General features: G+C 64.5%; 15 protein-coding genes. 3 read left to right on the top strand and 12 right to left on the bottom strand.

Translation table 11 applies throughout. The features are described 5' to 3' along the window. Window positions 1–28: 28 nt before the first annotated feature. From rpoD to rpsU, 3 genes are all read right to left on the bottom strand, one after another. Complete coding sequence (gene rpoD / locus ACFODV_RS04380) at window positions 29–1,864, bottom strand: RNA polymerase sigma factor RpoD (RefSeq protein ID WP_379755190.1); 1,836 nt, start codon at window positions 1,862–1,864, stop codon at window positions 29–31. 260 nt (window positions 1,865–2,124) lie between these two features. Continuing rightward, complete coding sequence (gene dnaG / locus ACFODV_RS04375) at window positions 2,125–3,981, bottom strand: DNA primase (RefSeq protein WP_379755187.1); 1,857 nt, start codon at window positions 3,979–3,981, stop codon at window positions 2,125–2,127. A 158-nt stretch (window positions 3,982–4,139) separates the two neighbouring features. Further along, window positions 4,140–4,355, bottom strand: a complete 216-nt coding sequence (rpsU, locus tag ACFODV_RS04370; RefSeq protein ID WP_017430978.1) for a 30S ribosomal protein S21 — start codon at window positions 4,353–4,355, stop codon at window positions 4,140–4,142. Window positions 4,356–4,616: 261 nt separating this feature from the next. On the opposite strand from rpsU, the gene tsaD reads away from it, so the two are divergent. Further along, window positions 4,617–5,660 carry a tRNA (adenosine(37)-N6)-threonylcarbamoyltransferase complex transferase subunit TsaD gene (gene tsaD, locus ACFODV_RS04365; RefSeq protein WP_379755184.1) on the top strand — a complete coding sequence of 348 codons (1,044 nt, stop codon included), beginning with the start codon at window positions 4,617–4,619 and terminating at the stop codon, window positions 5,658–5,660. A 68-nt stretch (window positions 5,661–5,728) separates the two neighbouring features. Here the strand turns inward: tsaD and plsY are convergent, their stop codons facing one another. After that, complete coding sequence (plsY, locus tag ACFODV_RS04360) at window positions 5,729–6,316, bottom strand: glycerol-3-phosphate 1-O-acyltransferase PlsY (RefSeq protein ID WP_379755181.1); 588 nt, start codon at window positions 6,314–6,316, stop codon at window positions 5,729–5,731. Between the two features lie 221 nt (window positions 6,317–6,537). On the opposite strand from plsY, the gene folB reads away from it, so the two are divergent. Beyond that, window positions 6,538–6,903 carry a dihydroneopterin aldolase gene (folB, locus tag ACFODV_RS04355; protein ID WP_379755178.1) on the top strand — a complete coding sequence of 122 codons (366 nt, stop codon included), beginning with the start codon at window positions 6,538–6,540 and terminating at the stop codon, window positions 6,901–6,903. Further along, the gene (folK, locus tag ACFODV_RS04350; protein WP_379755176.1) at window positions 6,903–7,421 is read left to right on the top strand and encodes a 2-amino-4-hydroxy-6-hydroxymethyldihydropteridine diphosphokinase; all 519 of its coding nucleotides are present in this window, start codon (window positions 6,903–6,905) and stop codon (window positions 7,419–7,421) included. Before folB ends, folK begins: the two co-directional genes overlap by 1 nt. 6 nt (window positions 7,422–7,427) lie before the next feature. Here the strand turns inward: folK and ACFODV_RS04345 are convergent, their stop codons facing one another. Genes ACFODV_RS04345 through ACFODV_RS04310 form a run of 8 tightly spaced genes read right to left on the bottom strand, consistent with a single transcriptional unit; the run spans window position 7,428 to window position 15,251 of the window. After that, a complete protein-coding gene (locus ACFODV_RS04345; RefSeq protein WP_379755173.1) occupies window positions 7,428–8,576 on the bottom strand; it encodes a polynucleotide adenylyltransferase in 1,149 nt (382 codons plus the stop codon). A gap of 9 nt (window positions 8,577–8,585) precedes the next feature. Next, window positions 8,586–8,906, bottom strand: a complete 321-nt coding sequence (glpE, locus tag ACFODV_RS04340; protein WP_379755170.1) for a thiosulfate sulfurtransferase GlpE — start codon at window positions 8,904–8,906, stop codon at window positions 8,586–8,588. 47 nt (window positions 8,907–8,953) lie between these two features. Continuing rightward, window positions 8,954–9,775, bottom strand: a complete 822-nt coding sequence (locus tag ACFODV_RS04335; RefSeq protein ID WP_379755167.1) for a symmetrical bis(5'-nucleosyl)-tetraphosphatase — start codon at window positions 9,773–9,775, stop codon at window positions 8,954–8,956. Window positions 9,776–9,804: 29 nt separating this feature from the next. After that, a complete protein-coding gene (apaG, locus tag ACFODV_RS04330; protein WP_379755164.1) occupies window positions 9,805–10,203 on the bottom strand; it encodes a Co2+/Mg2+ efflux protein ApaG in 399 nt (132 codons plus the stop codon). Next, window positions 10,200–11,030, bottom strand: a complete 831-nt coding sequence (gene rsmA / locus ACFODV_RS04325) for a 16S rRNA (adenine(1518)-N(6)/adenine(1519)-N(6))-dimethyltransferase RsmA (protein ID WP_379755162.1) — start codon at window positions 11,028–11,030, stop codon at window positions 10,200–10,202. Before rsmA ends, apaG begins: the two co-directional genes overlap by 4 nt. Before the next feature lie 21 nt (window positions 11,031–11,051). Further along, entirely contained in the window at window positions 11,052–12,095 is a 1,044-nt protein-coding gene (gene pdxA, locus ACFODV_RS04320) for a 4-hydroxythreonine-4-phosphate dehydrogenase PdxA (protein WP_379755159.1), read from the bottom strand. Continuing rightward, complete coding sequence (locus ACFODV_RS04315) at window positions 12,095–12,769, bottom strand: SurA N-terminal domain-containing protein (RefSeq protein WP_379755156.1); 675 nt, start codon at window positions 12,767–12,769, stop codon at window positions 12,095–12,097. Before ACFODV_RS04315 ends, pdxA begins: the two co-directional genes overlap by 1 nt. A 40-nt stretch (window positions 12,770–12,809) precedes the next feature. After that, the gene (locus ACFODV_RS04310; protein ID WP_379755153.1) at window positions 12,810–15,251 is read right to left on the bottom strand and encodes an LPS-assembly protein LptD; all 2,442 of its coding nucleotides are present in this window, start codon (window positions 15,249–15,251) and stop codon (window positions 12,810–12,812) included. Window positions 15,252–15,338 lie beyond the last annotated feature (87 nt).

Here is a 15,338-nt window from a genome sequence, read left to right as displayed (position 1 = left end):
GCTTTTCATGACGGCCGGGTGTTAGCTGCTATTCGTCCAGAAAGGAGCGTAGCGGCTCGGAGCGGCTGGGATGGCGGAGCTTGCGCAGCGCCTTGGCTTCGATCTGACGAATCCGCTCGCGGGTGACGTCGAACTGCTTACCGACCTCCTCGAGGGTGTGGTCGGTATTCATGTCGATGCCGAAACGCATGCGCAGCACCTTTGCCTCACGGGCGGTGAGGCCGCCGAGCACGTTACGTGTCGCCTCGATCAGCCCCTCTCCGGTAGCGGAGTCGATGGGCAGGATCATGGTGCCGTCCTCGATGAAGTCACCCAGGTGCGAATCGTCGTCGTCACCAATGGGGGTTTCCATGGAGATCGGCTCCTTGGCGATCTTGAGCACCTTTCGCACCTTGTCCTCGGGCATCTCGAGACGCTCGCCCAACTCCTCGGGGGTGGGCTCGCGGCCCATCTCCTGAAGCATCTGCCGGGAGACCCGGTTGAGCTTGTTAATGGTCTCGATCATGTGCACCGGAATACGGATGGTGCGCGCCTGGTCGGCGATGGAGCGAGTGATCGCCTGGCGAATCCACCAGGTGGCATAGGTAGAGAACTTGTAGCCGCGGCGATATTCGAACTTGTCCACCGCCTTCATCAGGCCGATGTTGCCTTCCTGGATCAGGTCCAGGAACTGCAGGCCGCGGTTGGTATACTTCTTGGCGATGGAGATCACCAGCCGCAGGTTAGCCTCGACCATTTCCTTCTTGGCGCGGCGTGCCTTGGCCTCGCCGATGGAAAGGCGCCGGTTGACCTCCTTGATCTCCTGTACCGGCAGACGAACCATCGCCTCCTCGAAGGCAATCTTGCGCTGAGCGCGCATGATATCAACGCGCAGCGGCTCCAGACGATCGGCGTACTTCGGGAAGTCCTTGCCGAAGGCGTCAAGCCATCCTGCATCGGCCTCGCTGCCGGGGAAAGCCTTGATGAAGGTTTTGCGGGGGATCCGTGCCTTCTTGACGCACAGCTGCATCACCGCCTTTTCCTGGGCACGCACCTGCTCGACGCTGATGCGCACCTGGTTCACCAGACGTTCGAAATGCTTGGGCACCAGCTTGATCGGGGAAAACAGCTCGGCCAGACGCGCCAGTTCTTCCTGGGCCTCCTTGGCATGGCGTCCGTGCGCCTCGATAGCAGCCTGAACCGCGGCGTTCTGCTCACGAATCTGTTCGAAGCGGGCTCGGGCTTCCTCGGGATCGGGGCCGCCGACGCTCTCTTCTTCCGCTTCGCCATCCTCCTCGTCGGCATCGCTTTCGTCTTGAGGCTCCTCCTCGGGCACCTCTGCCTCGGCCACACCGGGTATCCCTTCATCGGGATCAATAAAGCCGGAGAAGAGGTCGGAAAGCCGACCGGGGGCCTCCTCGTTCTGGGTGGTGTCGTAGGCATCGAGAATCGACTCGACAGCGCCAGGGAGATAGGCAAGCGCGGACATGACCTCGCGAGTACCCTCCTCGATGCGCTTGGCGATCAAGATCTCACCCTCGCGGGTCAACAATTCCACGGTTCCCATCTCGCGCATGTACATACGCACCGGGTCGGTGGTTCGGCCTACGTCGCTCTCCACTGCAGCCAGTGCCGCCACAGCTTCCTCGGCAGCGGACTCGTCGGTGGAATGATCCGACATCATCAGGGTGTCTTCATCGGGCGCTTCCTCGACGACGCTGATACCCATGTCGTTGATCATGCCGATGATGTCTTCCACCTGATCGGGGTCGGCGATATCCTCGGGTAGATGATCGTTGACCTCGGCGTAGGTCAGGTAGCCCTGTTCCTTGCCGCGCGCGATCAACTCCTTCAGACGTGACTGCTGCTGCGCATTTCCAGCCATAGAAACCCTATCTCGACGAAGAAGAATGAAGCACCTGAAGCGCTGGGTGGAGAAACTCGTGAAGCCAAACAGTATAGCGCCGTAACGCCTATTTCTGCCAGTTTGCTCTATTTGCGCGGTCAATCAGGTGTGTTAGTTTGTCAGGTTGCGCCGTTTTTAGACGATCTCTCCTATGTGGTGATGGTAGGAGAAAAATCAACCCCAAGGCCAATCTGAATAATCACGATTGACCCTCTGAATAATCACGATTGACCCTGGAGTCAGCCATGCAGTTCAGTAAGCAGGGCCATCAGCCGCTGCTTGTCTTCCCGTGACAATCGCTCGCCGCCCCGCTCCCTGGCCAGCAGCGCATCGATCTCTTCCTGCGGAGAACGTCGCTGCCGAGTGCGGCGAAAGTGGTTGACCAACCCCTCCAATTCGGCGCCGCGCGCTTCTTTCGGGATCAGCAGCTCACGGCGGGCCAAGACCGCGAGGCGCTCGCCCTCAGCGCTGCCATGAAAGTGGGCCAGCAACACCTGAGCACTGCGGTAGCGTCCCGCCCTCAGCAGGCGGACCACTTCACGACACAGGCGCCCGTCGGGGTCATCTTCGGGACACCATCCGTCCTCTTCCGGTAGTTGCGCCACCAGCGACGGCTCGTGCACCAGCAGCTGCAAGGCGCGAGCGGCAAGGCTTAGCGCCCCGCCTGAACGGGCCGTGGGCGGAGAGCGCTCTCCCAGCGGCGGGGCCGTTTCGGGCATGCCAGCGGCCTGGGCCGCTCCATCCTTGCTGGCCATATCCCGGACCGGAGCAGGCTCGACAGCGGTAGCCTTGGCCCTCGCCAGCAGGGCGCTGAAGTTCGACGCCTCCACGCCGGTTCGCCGCGAAAGCTCACTGAGCAACAGCGACTTGAGTACGCCCTCCGGCAGCCTGGCCAGCGCCGCCAGCACCTGACTGGCATAGCGCTCGCGATCTTCGATGCGGGCCAGATCTCGTCCCGCCGCCGCCTGGTCGAAGAGAAATTCCGACAGCGGATTGGCGCAGGTGATGCGGTCCTGAAACGCCTCGGCTCCCTCGCGACGTACCAGGGTGTCGGGATCCTCTCCCTCGGGCAGGAACAGGAAGCGCACCTGGCGCCCGTCAATCATCAGCGGGAGCACCGTCTCCAGGGCCCGTGTTGCTGCCTGGCGCCCGGCGCGGTCGCCGTCGAAGCAGAACACGACTTCGCTCACCATGCGAAACAGCCGGGTCAGGTGCTCTTCACTGGTGGAAGTGCCCAGGGTAGCGACCGCGTTGCGGATACCGAACTGGGCCAGAGCCACCACATCCGTGTAGCCCTCGACGATTACCACCCGCTCCAGACGATGATCTGCCTGACGCGCCTCGTAGAGGCCATAAAGTTCACGCCCCTTGTGAAACACCGGGGTCTCGGGAGAGTTGAGATACTTGGGCTTGGCATCGCCCAGCACCCGCCCGCCAAAGGCGATGGTACGCCCCTTGACGTCGCGTATCGGAAACATCACCCGGTCTCGAAAACGGTCATAAGTGCGCCCGCTCTCCTCGCGGTGCACTAGCAGGCCATATTCCACCTGTACCGCATCGCTGATGCCACGCTCGGTAAGGTGGCGCTTGAGCGCCTCCCAGTCATCCGGGGCGTAACCGATGCCAAAAATCTGCTGCACATCCGGGGAAAGGCCACGCCGTTCAAGATACTGCCGAGCTCCCTCTCCCTCAGGCATCTTCAGCCTCTCGCGGAAGAAGCTGGCCGCCAGCTCAAGCAGATTGACCCCCTCCTTGCGCTTGCGCTCTCGTGCCTGGGCGCGAGGATCGTCGGCACCCTCACGGAGCACCTCCAGACCTAGCCTCCCAGCCAGCTGCTCCACCGCCTCGGGGAAGCGCAGCTTGTCGTACTCCATCAAGAAGCCCAGGGCGTTGCCATGGGCGCCACAGCCGAAGCAGTGATAGAACTGCTTATCAGCACTGACGGTGAACGAGGGCGTTTTCTCTTGATGGAAGGGACACAGTCCGGAGTAATTGCGACCGGCCTTCTTTAACTTGACCCGTTCGCCCACCACCTCGACCACGTCGACGCGGGCCATCAGGTCATCGAGAAAGCGCTGGGGAATCTGTCCTGCCATGAAATCGGATCACCTCGACAAGCCGCGATGCGATCGCTGCAGAATGCCGGCATCTGTTGGATATCGACACCCCGAAAAACAAGCGACCGCCGGGTGGCGGCCGCTTGGCATCCTCCTGAGATGACCGGGCCCGAAGCCCCGGTCATCTCCAGCACGGATCAATAGAGCCGTTCGAAACGCTTACGCTCACGCTGAAGCTTCTTGGCGTGACGCTTGACGGCAGCTGCCGCCTTGCGCTTGCGCTCCGCGGTGGGCTTCTCGTAGGACTCGCGACGACGTACCTCGGAGAGAACACCGGCTTTTTCGCAGGAACGCTTGAAACGACGCAGTGCGACGTCAAACGGCTCGTTATCACGTACTTTAACAGAAGGCATTAAGCACTCACCTACCTTAGGTAACTAGAGTTCGGTTAGTACGCACACCCCTGTGGGTGGCAGCTTTCGCGACGAAAAATTCGCCCGGAACGCAGGGTAGCGAGCCGGAAGGCAGAGACGGTCGCGGGAGTTCGCCACCTGGGTGTACGACCCAGTATTGCAGCGCACAGTAGTCTAGTCCCGCCCTTCTCCCTTTGCAAATGCTTTACCACCGCAAACCACGTAGAATGCCTGATTGTCCTGAACAACCGAGCCGACACCATGCGCGTACTGGGCATCGAGACCTCCTGCGACGAGACCGGCGTCGCCCTCTTCGACACCGAGCGAGGCCTCGTGGCCGACGCCCTCTACAGCCAGATTGCCATGCATGCGGAATACGGCGGCGTCGTGCCGGAACTGGCGTCCCGGGACCACACCCGTCGCCTGCTGCCGCTGATTCAGCAGGTGCTCGACGAGGCCGGACTTTCCCGCGACGAACTCGACGCCATCGCCTATACCGCCGGCCCCGGGCTGGTAGGCGCTCTGATGGTGGGCGCTGCCACCGCTCACGGCATGGCTCGCGCTCTGGGCATACCGGTGCTGGGTGTCCATCATATGGAGGGGCATCTGCTGGCCCCCATGCTGGAGGAGGAGCGCCCCGACTTCCCCTTCGTGGCCCTGCTGGTCTCCGGCGGCCATACCCAGCTGGTCGAAGTGCGCGGCCTCGGGTACTACACCCTGCTCGGCGAATCCGTGGACGACGCCGCCGGCGAGGCCTTCGACAAGGCCGCCAAGATGCTTGGCCTGGACTACCCGGGCGGCCCCCTGGTGGCGCGACTGGCAGAAGGCGGTGACGCCACGCGTTTCCGATTCCCGCGGCCGATGACCGACCGCCCAGGGCTCGACTTCAGCTTCTCGGGTCTCAAGACCCACACTCTTACCGCCATCCGTCAATTGGACGCCCGTGGCGCCCTCGACGATCAGGCCCGCGCCGATGTAGCCCGCGCCTTCGAAGAGGCGGTAGCGGACACCCTGGTGATCAAATGCCGTCGCGCCTTGGACCAGACCGGTCTCAAGCGCCTGGTGGTGGCCGGCGGCGTGAGTGCCAACGTGCGCCTGCGCGAGCGGCTGGAGCAGGAGTGCGCCAAGCGTGACGCCCGGGCCTACTATCCCCGCGGACGGTTCTGCACCGACAACGGGGCGATGATCGCCTACGTGGGAGCGCAGAGACTGCTGTCCGGCGAACACGACGATATCGGCGTGATGAAGGCGGTGCCGCGCTGGCCAATGGATAGGCTGGAAGCTCCCTCCTCCTCCCCTGCCTGAAGGCCGGGTAACGAGACTCGCGATCCCGGGGGCGAAACCCTGCCGTCCTCGGCACACGCCAGACAAGGCTAAAGCCCCGGTTCGTCGCCCCGGCCAAGCCGCTGGATATTGAGCACGTGGCGCGCCAGCACCAGCAAGGTAAAGCCAATCACCACGATGACGTAGTCCGGGGCGAGCCACAGGCTGGCCATGGGGGCGACGGCCGCACTGGCCAGCGACGCCACGGCGGCGGTACGTACCCGCCAGGCGAGCAGCGCCCACAGTGTGGCGCAAACCAGAGCAACACCGGGGGTTAGTACGAGCATTATACCGAAGGCACTGGCCACTGCCTTGCCACCGCGAAAGCGATGCCAGAGTGGGTAGCTATGGCCCATGAGCACGGCCAGACCTACCACGCCCTGAGCCCAGGGAGGCAGCTCCAGGAGGATCGCCAGCACCAGCACCGGCATTCCCTTGCCGGCATCCACCAGCAAGGTGGCCAGTGCCAGGCGACGTCCATATAGCCTGAGCACATTGGAGAAACCGGGGTTGAAGGAACCGGCCAGGCGCGGATCATCTGCGCCGGCCAAACGACAGACGGTCAGGGCACCCAGCCAACTGCCGCTGAGATAGCCCAGCAGCACCAGCGGCAGCAACAGGATTAGTGGCGCCTCCATGGCCGGCCTCCAGAGGGGAATCAGGCTCATTCTGACAGCCCGACATCGGTGAGCCCAGCGGAGCTGTCAGGGCGGCATAGCGCGAAGGGCGCCGGAGCAATGCGATGCGATCCCCCCTCCCGGCGATAACCCTCGCCTGCACGGCCGCCGAGGTATTCGCGGATCGGCCCCTCGCGTACAATCTTTGCCACATTCGCCACGCACCCGCCCGGAATCCCACCATGGATCTAGTGCTGATCGAATCCCTCTGCGTCGACACTGTCATCGGAGTCTATGATTGGGAACGCACCATCACCCAGCGCCTGGTGCTCGACCTGGCGATGGCCCACGATATCTGTGCGGCGGCGGCCGGCGATGATGTCGCCTTGACGCTGGACTATGCCGCCATCAGCGAGCACATCGACGCCTTCGCCAATGCGCACGACTTCGCCCTGGTGGAGACCTTCGCCGAGCGGCTTGCAGACACCCTGCGCGAGGAGTTCACCATCCCCTGGCTGCGGCTAACCGTACGCAAGCCCGGCGCAGTGCCCGCTGCGACGACTGTCGGCGTGCAGATCGAGCGCGGCATCCGAACGGGAGCCGCGTAATGGTTCAGGTCACGGTGAGCATCGGCAGTAATATCGAACGCGACCACCACGTAGATGCCTGCCTGGACGCCTTGGCGAACACCTTCGGGAAATTGGAGATCTCGCGTGTCTTCGAGAGTGAACCGGTAGGATTCGAGGACGGGCGCAACTTCTACAACCTGGTGGCCGCCTTCGAGAGCGACTGGTCGGTGGGTGAGCTGCAGGCCTGGTGCAAGCGGCTGGAATTCGCCAATGGCCGCTCCAAGGGCAGCCCAAAGTTCAGCCCGCGCACCCTGGACATCGACCTGCTTACCGTAGGAGAGCGGGTTGGAGAACACGACGGCGTCGCCCTGCCTCGTGACGAGATCACCCACCACGCTTTCGTGCTCAAGCCCCTGGCCGAGCTGCTTCCCGAGGTCAAACATCCCCAGAGCGGCGAGACCTATGCGGCACTATGGGATGGCTTTGAGCCCGGCGACCAGCGCCTGTGGGCGGTGGACTTTACCTGGGCCGGAAGAGTGATCTCACAAGCCGACTGACCCGGCTCAAGGTACAGGAGGAGCCAGCGCCGCCTCGATGGCCTCACGGCGACGCCGCGTCAGCTCCTCGCCAAGTTCCCGGCCCTGGAAGCCCTCCCCTATCAGGGTCTTGGGCAGTATCTGTGCGGACAGCCGCCAGGCCAGTGCCAGATCGTCAGCCAGCGCCGGCGCCTCCAGGCTTACTAGACCGAGCAGAGGCGCCACCCGCTCGCTGCGCCGCCAGGCGTCAATGGCATCCAACCAGGCCAGGATCCGCTCCCCCGTGAGTGGTCCTGCCTGGGCTTCCCGACACAGATCGCGAGTCAGGGCCGCCTGGCGGGCCAGCGCCGCATGCGCCTTGGGCAGACGCAACCGCTCGGCAAGAGAACAGCGTGCTGCCTCATCCAGATGCTCCGTCAGTCGCGCCCAGCGCCAGCGTGCCCTAACCTCGCCGCCGATTTCTTCCGGCAGGCAGTGGAGCCGACCCAGGGCGTCGTCCAGGGCTTCCGAGTCGTCAGCCAGTTCAGGCGTCAGTACCGCCAGGGCACCGCAATCGGCCAGGGTCTGAAAATAGACCTCCGGCCAGGGCTCGGAGAGCGCCTTCTCGGTCTCGGTCCATACCCGCTCGGCCACCAGGTGGCCAATTTCGCCGCTCGTGACCAGCTGGCGCATCAGCCCCCGGGTCTCCTCGGCGATGGTAAAGCCCAGCCCGGCGTAGCGCGCCAGGAAGCGCGCGGCGCGCAGCACCCGCAGCGGATCCTCCACGAAGGCCGACGACACGTGGCGAAGCACTCGCGCCTCCAGGTCGGACAGGCCGCCATAGGGGTCGATCAGTTCGCCCTCGGGGGTCTCGGCCATGGCGTTGATGGTCAAATCCCGGCGAACCAGGTCCTCCTCCAGAGTCACCTCGGGACTGGCGTGCACAACGAAACCGGTATAACCATGGCCGGCCTTGCGCTCGGTTCGCGCCAGGGCGTACTCCTCATGACTTTCGGGGTGCAGGAAGACCGGAAAATCGCGCCCCACTGGCTTGAAGCCTCGACGGCGCATCTCTTGCGGCGTGGCACCCACCACCACCCAGTCATGGTCGTACACCGGCCAGCCGAGGCGCGCATCGCGTACCGCTCCTCCTACGCAGTAGACCTCCAGGCCATCCACGGCAGGATCCCGTTTCATGCCCACGCGTCAGGCCTCCACACGGTCGGGATGACGTAGCTGCCACTCGGTGAAGCCACCGTCCAGGCTGTAGACCTCGGCAAGCCCCTGCCCGGCCAACCAGGCGGCAGCCTGCTGACTGGAGTGGCCGTGATAGCAAACCACCACCACCGGCCGTTCAGCCGGCGTTTCATCGAGGAAGACATCGACGCTGTCGTTGCCGAGGCGACGACTGGCGGGGATGTGACCCTGAGAGAAGCTCATGGGATCGCGTATATCGACCAGGGCCAGATCGCGACCCTCATCAAGCCAGGCCTGCAGGGTCGGGATAGCGAGGTGCTGAAAGCTCATGGTGACCTCTCGTCGTAGTGTCTTTCATGGCAGGACAACGGCCGGCATCAGTTGCGTTTACGGCTGGGCACGCTGGTACGTTCTCCGCTCGCGAGGTTCAAGGCGGTAAGCGAGCCGCCCCAGACGCAGCCAGTGTCAAGAGCCTGTGCGTTGATGCGACTATCCGGGGTCTTTCCTTCCAGGGCGGCCCAGTGACCGAAGAGAAGCTGGACGTCGTCGGCGCGAGGGTACTGGAACCAGGGAGCGAAGCCCGACGGCGCGCTGTCGAGCCCCTCCTTGGCGGCAAAGTCTAGCCTGCCGGCGGCGTCGATGAAGCGCATCCGCGTAAAGACGTTGACGATCCCGCGCAGCCGGTCGATGCCGTCGAGATCGTCACACCAAAGCGCTGGTGCGTTACCGTACATCCGCGCAAGGAAGGTGCCAGCGCGCTCGCTGTCGAGCACCGTCTCGACCTCGCCGGCAAGCCGGGCGGCCTGATCCAGCGACCACTGGGGCAGCAAGCCGGCGTGGACCATCAGGGTGTCGTGACCCAGCGTCTCGCGCACCAGCAGTGGACGGGTCTGCAGCCAGTCCAGCAGCGCTTCGCGGTCCGGGGCGGCGAGAATATCATCCAGGGTGTCCTTGCGGTTGAGGGCCGCCCCACCCCGGGCTACCGCCAGCAGATGCAGGTCATGGTTGCCCAACACCGTCACCGCGGCATCACCCAGCGCCGTCACCTCGCGCAGGCAATCAAGCGACCCCGGCCCGCGATTGACAATGTCGCCGGCCAGCCACAGCCGATCCCGGCCGGGGTCGAAGTCGATGGCCTCGAGCAAGTCAACGAATTCGGCATGACAGCCCTGAAGATCGCCGATCGCATAGGTGTTCATGGACTCTCCCTGTTTCAGACTTGGGGGATTCAGTGCACCTGATTGGGACTGGCCAGGCGGAAGGGCGAGATGGCCACTTCGAAGGGGCGCTGGCTGGCAGTGTCCACGCAGGTATAGTCGCCTTCCATCACGCCTACCGGACCATCGAGAATCGCCCGGCTGGTGTATCGGAACTGCTGCCCTGGTCCGATCATCGGCTGCTGCCCCACCACCCCCTTGCCGCGCACCTCCTGCACATTGCCGCTGCCCTGGGTGATCTTCCAGTGGCGGGCCATGAGCTGAATGCTGTGGCGTGAGGCGTTGTGCACCGTCACCGTGTAGCTGAACACGAAGCGACCCTCGGTCGGCGCAGACTCCTCCTCGCGGTACTCAGGCTCGACGTCGACATTGATCTGACTCTGCAAAGCCTCCGGCAACATAGGGGTCATTGAGGCACCTCCTCGGCACCCTTGGCGCCGATGGCGGCCAGGTGGTTGGCGATACGCACGAACTCTTCCACCGTCAGGGTCTGGGGTCGACGGGCGGGGTCGATGCCCAACGCCTCCAGGTCATCTACCGCAATGCGTCCCTTGAGGTTGTTGCGCAGGGTCTTGCGGCGCTGGCCGAAGGCTTCGCGGACCAGGGTGAAGAGCAGCGTCTCGTCGGACGCCGGGTGCGGCAGCTCTGCATGGGGCGTCAGGCGCACAATGGCGGAATCCACCTTGGGCTGCGGCACAAAGGCCTCTGGCGGCACCATGAACAATGACTCCACCTGGCAGCGGTACTGGGCCATCACCGACAGCCGTCCCCAGTCGGGCCCGCCGGGCGCGGCGGCCAAGCGGTCCACCACCTCCTTCTGCAGCATGAAGTGCATGTCGGCAATGGCGTCGCCTGCCTGGAGCAGGTGGGCGATGAGCGGAGTAGAGATGTTATAGGGCAGGTTTCCCACTACCCGCAGCGGCTCGCCCTCCCCCCGCAGGGAGCGGAAGTCGAACTTGAGGGCGTCGCCTTCATGAATCACGAAGTCGGGATAGTTGAAGAACTGCACCCGCAGCCCGGGGATCAGGTCCCGATCGAGCTCGATCACCTCGAGATATCCCCCGGCAGCCTCCAGCAACGGTTCGGTGAGGGCGCCCTGGCCGGGACCGATCTCCACCAGGCGCTCGCCGGGGCGAGGCCCGACGGCGCGCACAATGCGCGAGATGATGCCGCGGTCGCGCAGAAAGTTCTGGCCGAAGCGCTTGCGAGCCCGGTGAGCCGGGGGTCGAGATGACATTCAGGGGGTGTCCTTCTATCGCTATTGGATGATGCTGCGGCTGGCCATCTGGGCGGCCAGGGCCACGGCCACCCTCAGACTGCCGGGGTCGGCGCGGCCGCTGCCGGCCAGGTCCAGGGCGGTGCCATGATCCACCGAGGTGCGCGGGAAAGGGAGCCCCAGGGTGATATTGGCCGCACTGCCAAAACCGGCGTACTTGAGCACCGGCAGGCCCTGATCATGATACATGGCCAGCACCGCATCGACGCCTTCGAGATGGCGTGGCGTGAACAGGGTATCGGCGGGCAGCGGGCCGTCAAGCCTCAGCCCCTCGGCGCGCAACGCCGCGAGCACCGGCTCGATCACCTCGAGCTCCTCGCGTCCCAGATGACCTCCCTCACCGGCGTGGGGGTTCAACCCGCACACTGCGATGCGCGGCGCGGTTAGGCCATACCAGCGCTTCAGGTCGATATCGAGGATGCGCAGCACCCGCGTCAGGCTCTCGCCGGTGATGGCGTCGGCCACCTCGCGAAGCGGAAGATGGGTGGTGGCCAGCGCCACGCGCAGCGCAGCAGGACCCCGCCAGCCGGGGCGTAAGGCGTGCAGGGCAGAATCGGTGGCGAGCATCATCACCACCTCTTCCACGCCACAGGCGTCGCGCAGATACTCGGTATGCCCCCTGAACCCCGCATGCCCAGCGTCGAGAATCACCCCTTTGTGCAGCGGCGCGGTGACCATGCCCGCTGCGTGACCGTCCCGGCAGGCGGCGATCGCCACGTCCAGGGTCTCGAGCACGTAGTCGGCATTGGCGGTGTTCAGTACGCCTGGCCTCGCCGGCGCACGCAGCGCTACCGGCCACACGAGCAGTCGGCCAGGTGCCGCCGCAGGCACCGCTTCATGCTGAGCCAGTTCAACAATCTCGAGGGCCAGGCCCAGCCGAGCGGCACGTTCGGCCAGCAGTTCCGGATCTCCCACTGCCACCACCCGAGAGCCCGCCACCGGCGCCACAGCCAGCATGGCGGCCAACTCCGGGCCGATGCCGGCGGGCTCACCGGTGGTCAGCGCCAGCACCGGAGACACAGACATCAGCGGTCGTCGAGCCGATTGTCGACGAAGGCCTGAGAGCGGATCTCCTGCAGCCAGACCTCCAACTCCTCGTTGGCCCGACGCTGAAACAGCGCCTGCTGAGCCTGCTGTCGGCTGGCACCCTCCTGCTCCATCAGGCGTTCTACCTCCCGCTCGGAGAGATTGACGCGGCTGCCGACCTGGCGCTGCTGCAGCTCACGCAGCACCAGCTCGCGACGGATATCCTCGCGAACGGTGGCCAGTGCCAGACCATCGGTCTCCAAGGCGTCGGCGAACTGCTCCAGACTCATGCCGTTGCTTTCGGCGATGGACCTTACCTGTCGGTTGAGCTCGGTATCGTCAATGGTGAGTCCGGCCTCGCGGGCCATCTGCAGCTGAATCTCCTCGAGGATCATCTGTTCGAGGAGCTGCTCGCGCAGTATTCGCTCCGGGGGCAGGTCGATCTGCTGTGTGGCGAGCTGGCTGCGGGTCTGAATCACTCGCTCCTCCAACTCGCTCGCCATGATGGCGCTCTGATTGACCACGGCCACGATGCGGTCCAGCGCCTGGCGCTGAGTTGACTGGAACTGCTGAGCCTGGAGGCTCAGCGGCACCGCGGCGAGACCCAGCGCCATGGCCAGGCCGGCGGCCAGCACGGCGGTACGTCGGCGGCTCACTGTCTGCTTCTGTTTCATCTTTCCTCTCTAGAAGTTGGCAACAGCAGGTGTCGCACGGTCAAAAGGCGGTGGAGCGATAGCCAGGTATGGCCTGCTCGAAATAGCTGTCTGCCTCGCGGCCCACGCCGCCCAGGCCCTTGAACACGAAACGCAGAAAGATACCGCGATCGGTAAAGTCGTCGATCGCGATCGCCGTGTCGTTGTCGTCGATCCACTCCCGCCAGACCAGCTGTAGACCATAGCAGCAGTCGTTCCACTGCACACCCGCCAGCTGCTCCAGGGCGCGGTCGTTGGTGTTGTCGTAAAGGAAACGACCGATCAGATCGACGCGACGGTTAGCCTTCCAGGCAAACGACAGGTCGTACTCTTCACGGTTGAAATCACGGAACTCATCATCCCCTGGCTCCGCCGAGGGATCGAAGCCTTGGAGTTCCCAGCGGTAGCCGAGGTTCAACGCATGGCCCGCCGGGGATCGGTACTGAAGATCCACGGAGGTGCGTTCGGTCTGCTCGAGGCTATCGTCATAAAGCCACTGCCAGCGGGTGCGCCATCGGTCGGTGACCTGCCAGTCGGCACGGGCCACCAGGGGAGAGCGGTCGCGGGTGGCTCGGTACCAGCCAGGAAAGTCGCGGTCGCGATCGGGAATCACATCGGGATCGCCCACCATATCGATGGTGCGATCCTCAAAATAGTAGGCCTGACCCAACCCCACGGCGAGGCGCTGCCGGCCGCGCGCATCTTCCAGCAGACGCGAGTCGACGCCCAGAGAGAGACGATTGAGATCGCCTACCCGATCACTGCCAGAGAACCGGTACGGTGACCAAAGCTGATTCCAGGAAAAGGCACGTTCGCTGGTGTCGAAGTCGGGAAACTCCGACTGATCCCGGGCCGGCACATAGGCGTAGTTGGCGCGAGGCTCCAGGGTCTGGCGGTAGCCGCGCCCGCCGAGCGCCAGCTCGCGTTCGAAGATAAGCCCGCCGTTGAGGGAAACGATCGGCACCTCGCGGGTCAGGCTGGTGTCGCGGTCTTCGACATTGCGGCGGGCGCCGTAGTCGAGCTCATAGGCAGTGGCCAGCCACTCCAGTCGAGGCTCCAGATGTCCCCAACGCTCGTCCACTCGCCAGCCGACCGCCGGTGAGAGATGCAGTCGCGAGCCCACCGCAGACTCACGGTCCAGGGGAATCTCGTTCTGATCCACGTCGCGCCAGAAGTAGCTATAGTTGGAGCCCCACTGCTGGTAGAAGCCGCCCTGGCGCCAGCGCGCGCTGGCGGAGAGACTCGGCAGCCGGTAGAAGGGCTTATCACGATCGGCCAGGGGGTCGTCGAGCTTCTGGAAACCCTGGGCTCGGGCGTCGAGTCGCCAGACGTCGCCGCGATAGTCGATCTGCGCCAGACGGGGCATGGCGGAGGTGTTCTGATCGGAGAAATCGCTTCCGAAGTCGTCGAAATAGCGCCCGTCGCTGGCCCCCCCGTAGCGCAGCTGGTAACGGCTGCGGGTATTGAGGGTTCCGGCATGGCGGTAGTCGACATACCAGCGGTCCTCGCCTTCGAAGCGGCGGGCGGCATCGTTGGGGTTGTCGCTGGAGCCGCCGTCGTCGCTGCCGAGGAAGGCCCCCTCAATCTGCCCAGCGTCGCTGGGCAGCAGATAACGGTACTCGCCGCCCAGCAACATGCCACGATCGGTGATCCAGCGCGGAGTGATGGTGGCGTCCTGGTTGGGCGCGATGTTCCAGTAGAAGGGTTGGGCGTAGTCCAGATCACCACTGGAGACCCCTACCGCCGGCCACAGGAAGCCGGTTTGGCGACGGTCGTCGATGGGGAAGCGTACCCAGGGCCAGTAGAAAACCGGCACCCCCCCCATTTCCAGCCGAGCATGGCGGGCGGTACCCAAACCTCGCTCACGGTCGAGCACCACGTCGCCTCCCACCAGCCGCCAGAAATTGTCCCCCGGGTCACAGGTGGTAAAGCTTGCCGAGGTGAGCCGGTAGCGACCGTCCTCCAGGCGCTCGAGTTGAACAGCATCGCCACGCAGGTGGCGATCATGAATAACGTAGTGGGCGTTATCGATACGCGCGGCGTCGCTGACCAACGATAGTTCGGCAGCGTCGCCACGCACCAGCAGGTTCAAGTCGCGCAGCGCCAGCGGGCCCTTGGCAAAAGCGCGTTCACGGCTGCCGGGCACCCGCACCTCGGGCGTCTCGAGCTGGGCAGTATCACGGCGCAGGACCACTTCGCCGAGCAGGATCGTCTCGCCATCTTCGCCATAGTTGGCGCTGTTTGACTCGCTGGCCACCTGGCCCGGAGGTGGCTCGGGAAGGCGATAGTCGGGCATCACGTAAACGCCTCGACACAGCGCACCGGCGGAACGGTCGTCGCCCCAGGGACGGAAATCCAGGGACTCGGCCGGAAGGGAATCGGGCGCGGCCGAAACAAAGGGAGCGCCGCCCAAGCTCAGAGTCGCCAGGCCGGCAAGAGCCGTCCATGAGAGTCGATTACCCATGTTCCTCGATGTCCTTGGCGGGGTGAGTCGGTATTATACAGGCCGAATCGCACCTGTGCTGCCGGCGGGCCATGATGCACTCAGCAT

The organism is Halomonas tibetensis, from assembly GCF_042643535.1.
In the GTDB taxonomy this organism is placed as follows: domain Bacteria; phylum Pseudomonadota; class Gammaproteobacteria; order Pseudomonadales; family Halomonadaceae; genus Halomonas; species Halomonas tibetensis.
This window is presented reverse-complemented; position numbering and strand designations above follow the sequence as displayed.

Bases quoted from the DNA above. Each gene is read 5' to 3' on its own strand.
- rpoD (WP_379755190.1), bottom strand. From the start codon at position 1,864: ATGGCTGGAAATGCGCAGCAGCAGTCACGTCTGAAGGAGTTGATCGCG.
- glpE (WP_379755170.1), bottom strand. From the start codon at position 8,906: ATGAGCTTTCAGCACCTCGCTATCCCGACCCTGCAGGCCTGGCTTGAT.
- apaG (WP_379755164.1), bottom strand. From the start codon at position 10,203: ATGACCCCTATGTTGCCGGAGGCTTTGCAGAGTCAGATCAATGTCGAC.
- ACFODV_RS04345 (WP_379755173.1), bottom strand. From the start codon at position 8,576: ATGAAACGGGATCCTGCCGTGGATGGCCTGGAGGTCTACTGCGTAGGA.
- tsaD (WP_379755184.1), top strand. From the start codon at position 4,617: ATGCGCGTACTGGGCATCGAGACCTCCTGCGACGAGACCGGCGTCGCC.
- folB (WP_379755178.1), top strand. From the start codon at position 6,538: ATGGATCTAGTGCTGATCGAATCCCTCTGCGTCGACACTGTCATCGGA.
- rpsU (WP_017430978.1), bottom strand. From the start codon at position 4,355: ATGCCTTCTGTTAAAGTACGTGATAACGAGCCGTTTGACGTCGCACTG.
- pdxA (WP_379755159.1), bottom strand. From the start codon at position 12,095: ATGTCTGTGTCTCCGGTGCTGGCGCTGACCACCGGTGAGCCCGCCGGC.
- rsmA (WP_379755162.1), bottom strand. From the start codon at position 11,030: ATGTCATCTCGACCCCCGGCTCACCGGGCTCGCAAGCGCTTCGGCCAG.
- dnaG (WP_379755187.1), bottom strand. From the start codon at position 3,981: ATGGCAGGACAGATTCCCCAGCGCTTTCTCGATGACCTGATGGCCCGC.
- plsY (WP_379755181.1), bottom strand. From the start codon at position 6,316: ATGGAGGCGCCACTAATCCTGTTGCTGCCGCTGGTGCTGCTGGGCTAT.
- folK (WP_379755176.1), top strand. From the start codon at position 6,903: ATGGTTCAGGTCACGGTGAGCATCGGCAGTAATATCGAACGCGACCAC.
- ACFODV_RS04335 (WP_379755167.1), bottom strand. From the start codon at position 9,775: ATGAACACCTATGCGATCGGCGATCTTCAGGGCTGTCATGCCGAATTC.
- ACFODV_RS04315 (WP_379755156.1), bottom strand. From the start codon at position 12,769: ATGAAACAGAAGCAGACAGTGAGCCGCCGACGTACCGCCGTGCTGGCC.
- ACFODV_RS04310 (WP_379755153.1), bottom strand. From the start codon at position 15,251: ATGGGTAATCGACTCTCATGGACGGCTCTTGCCGGCCTGGCGACTCTG.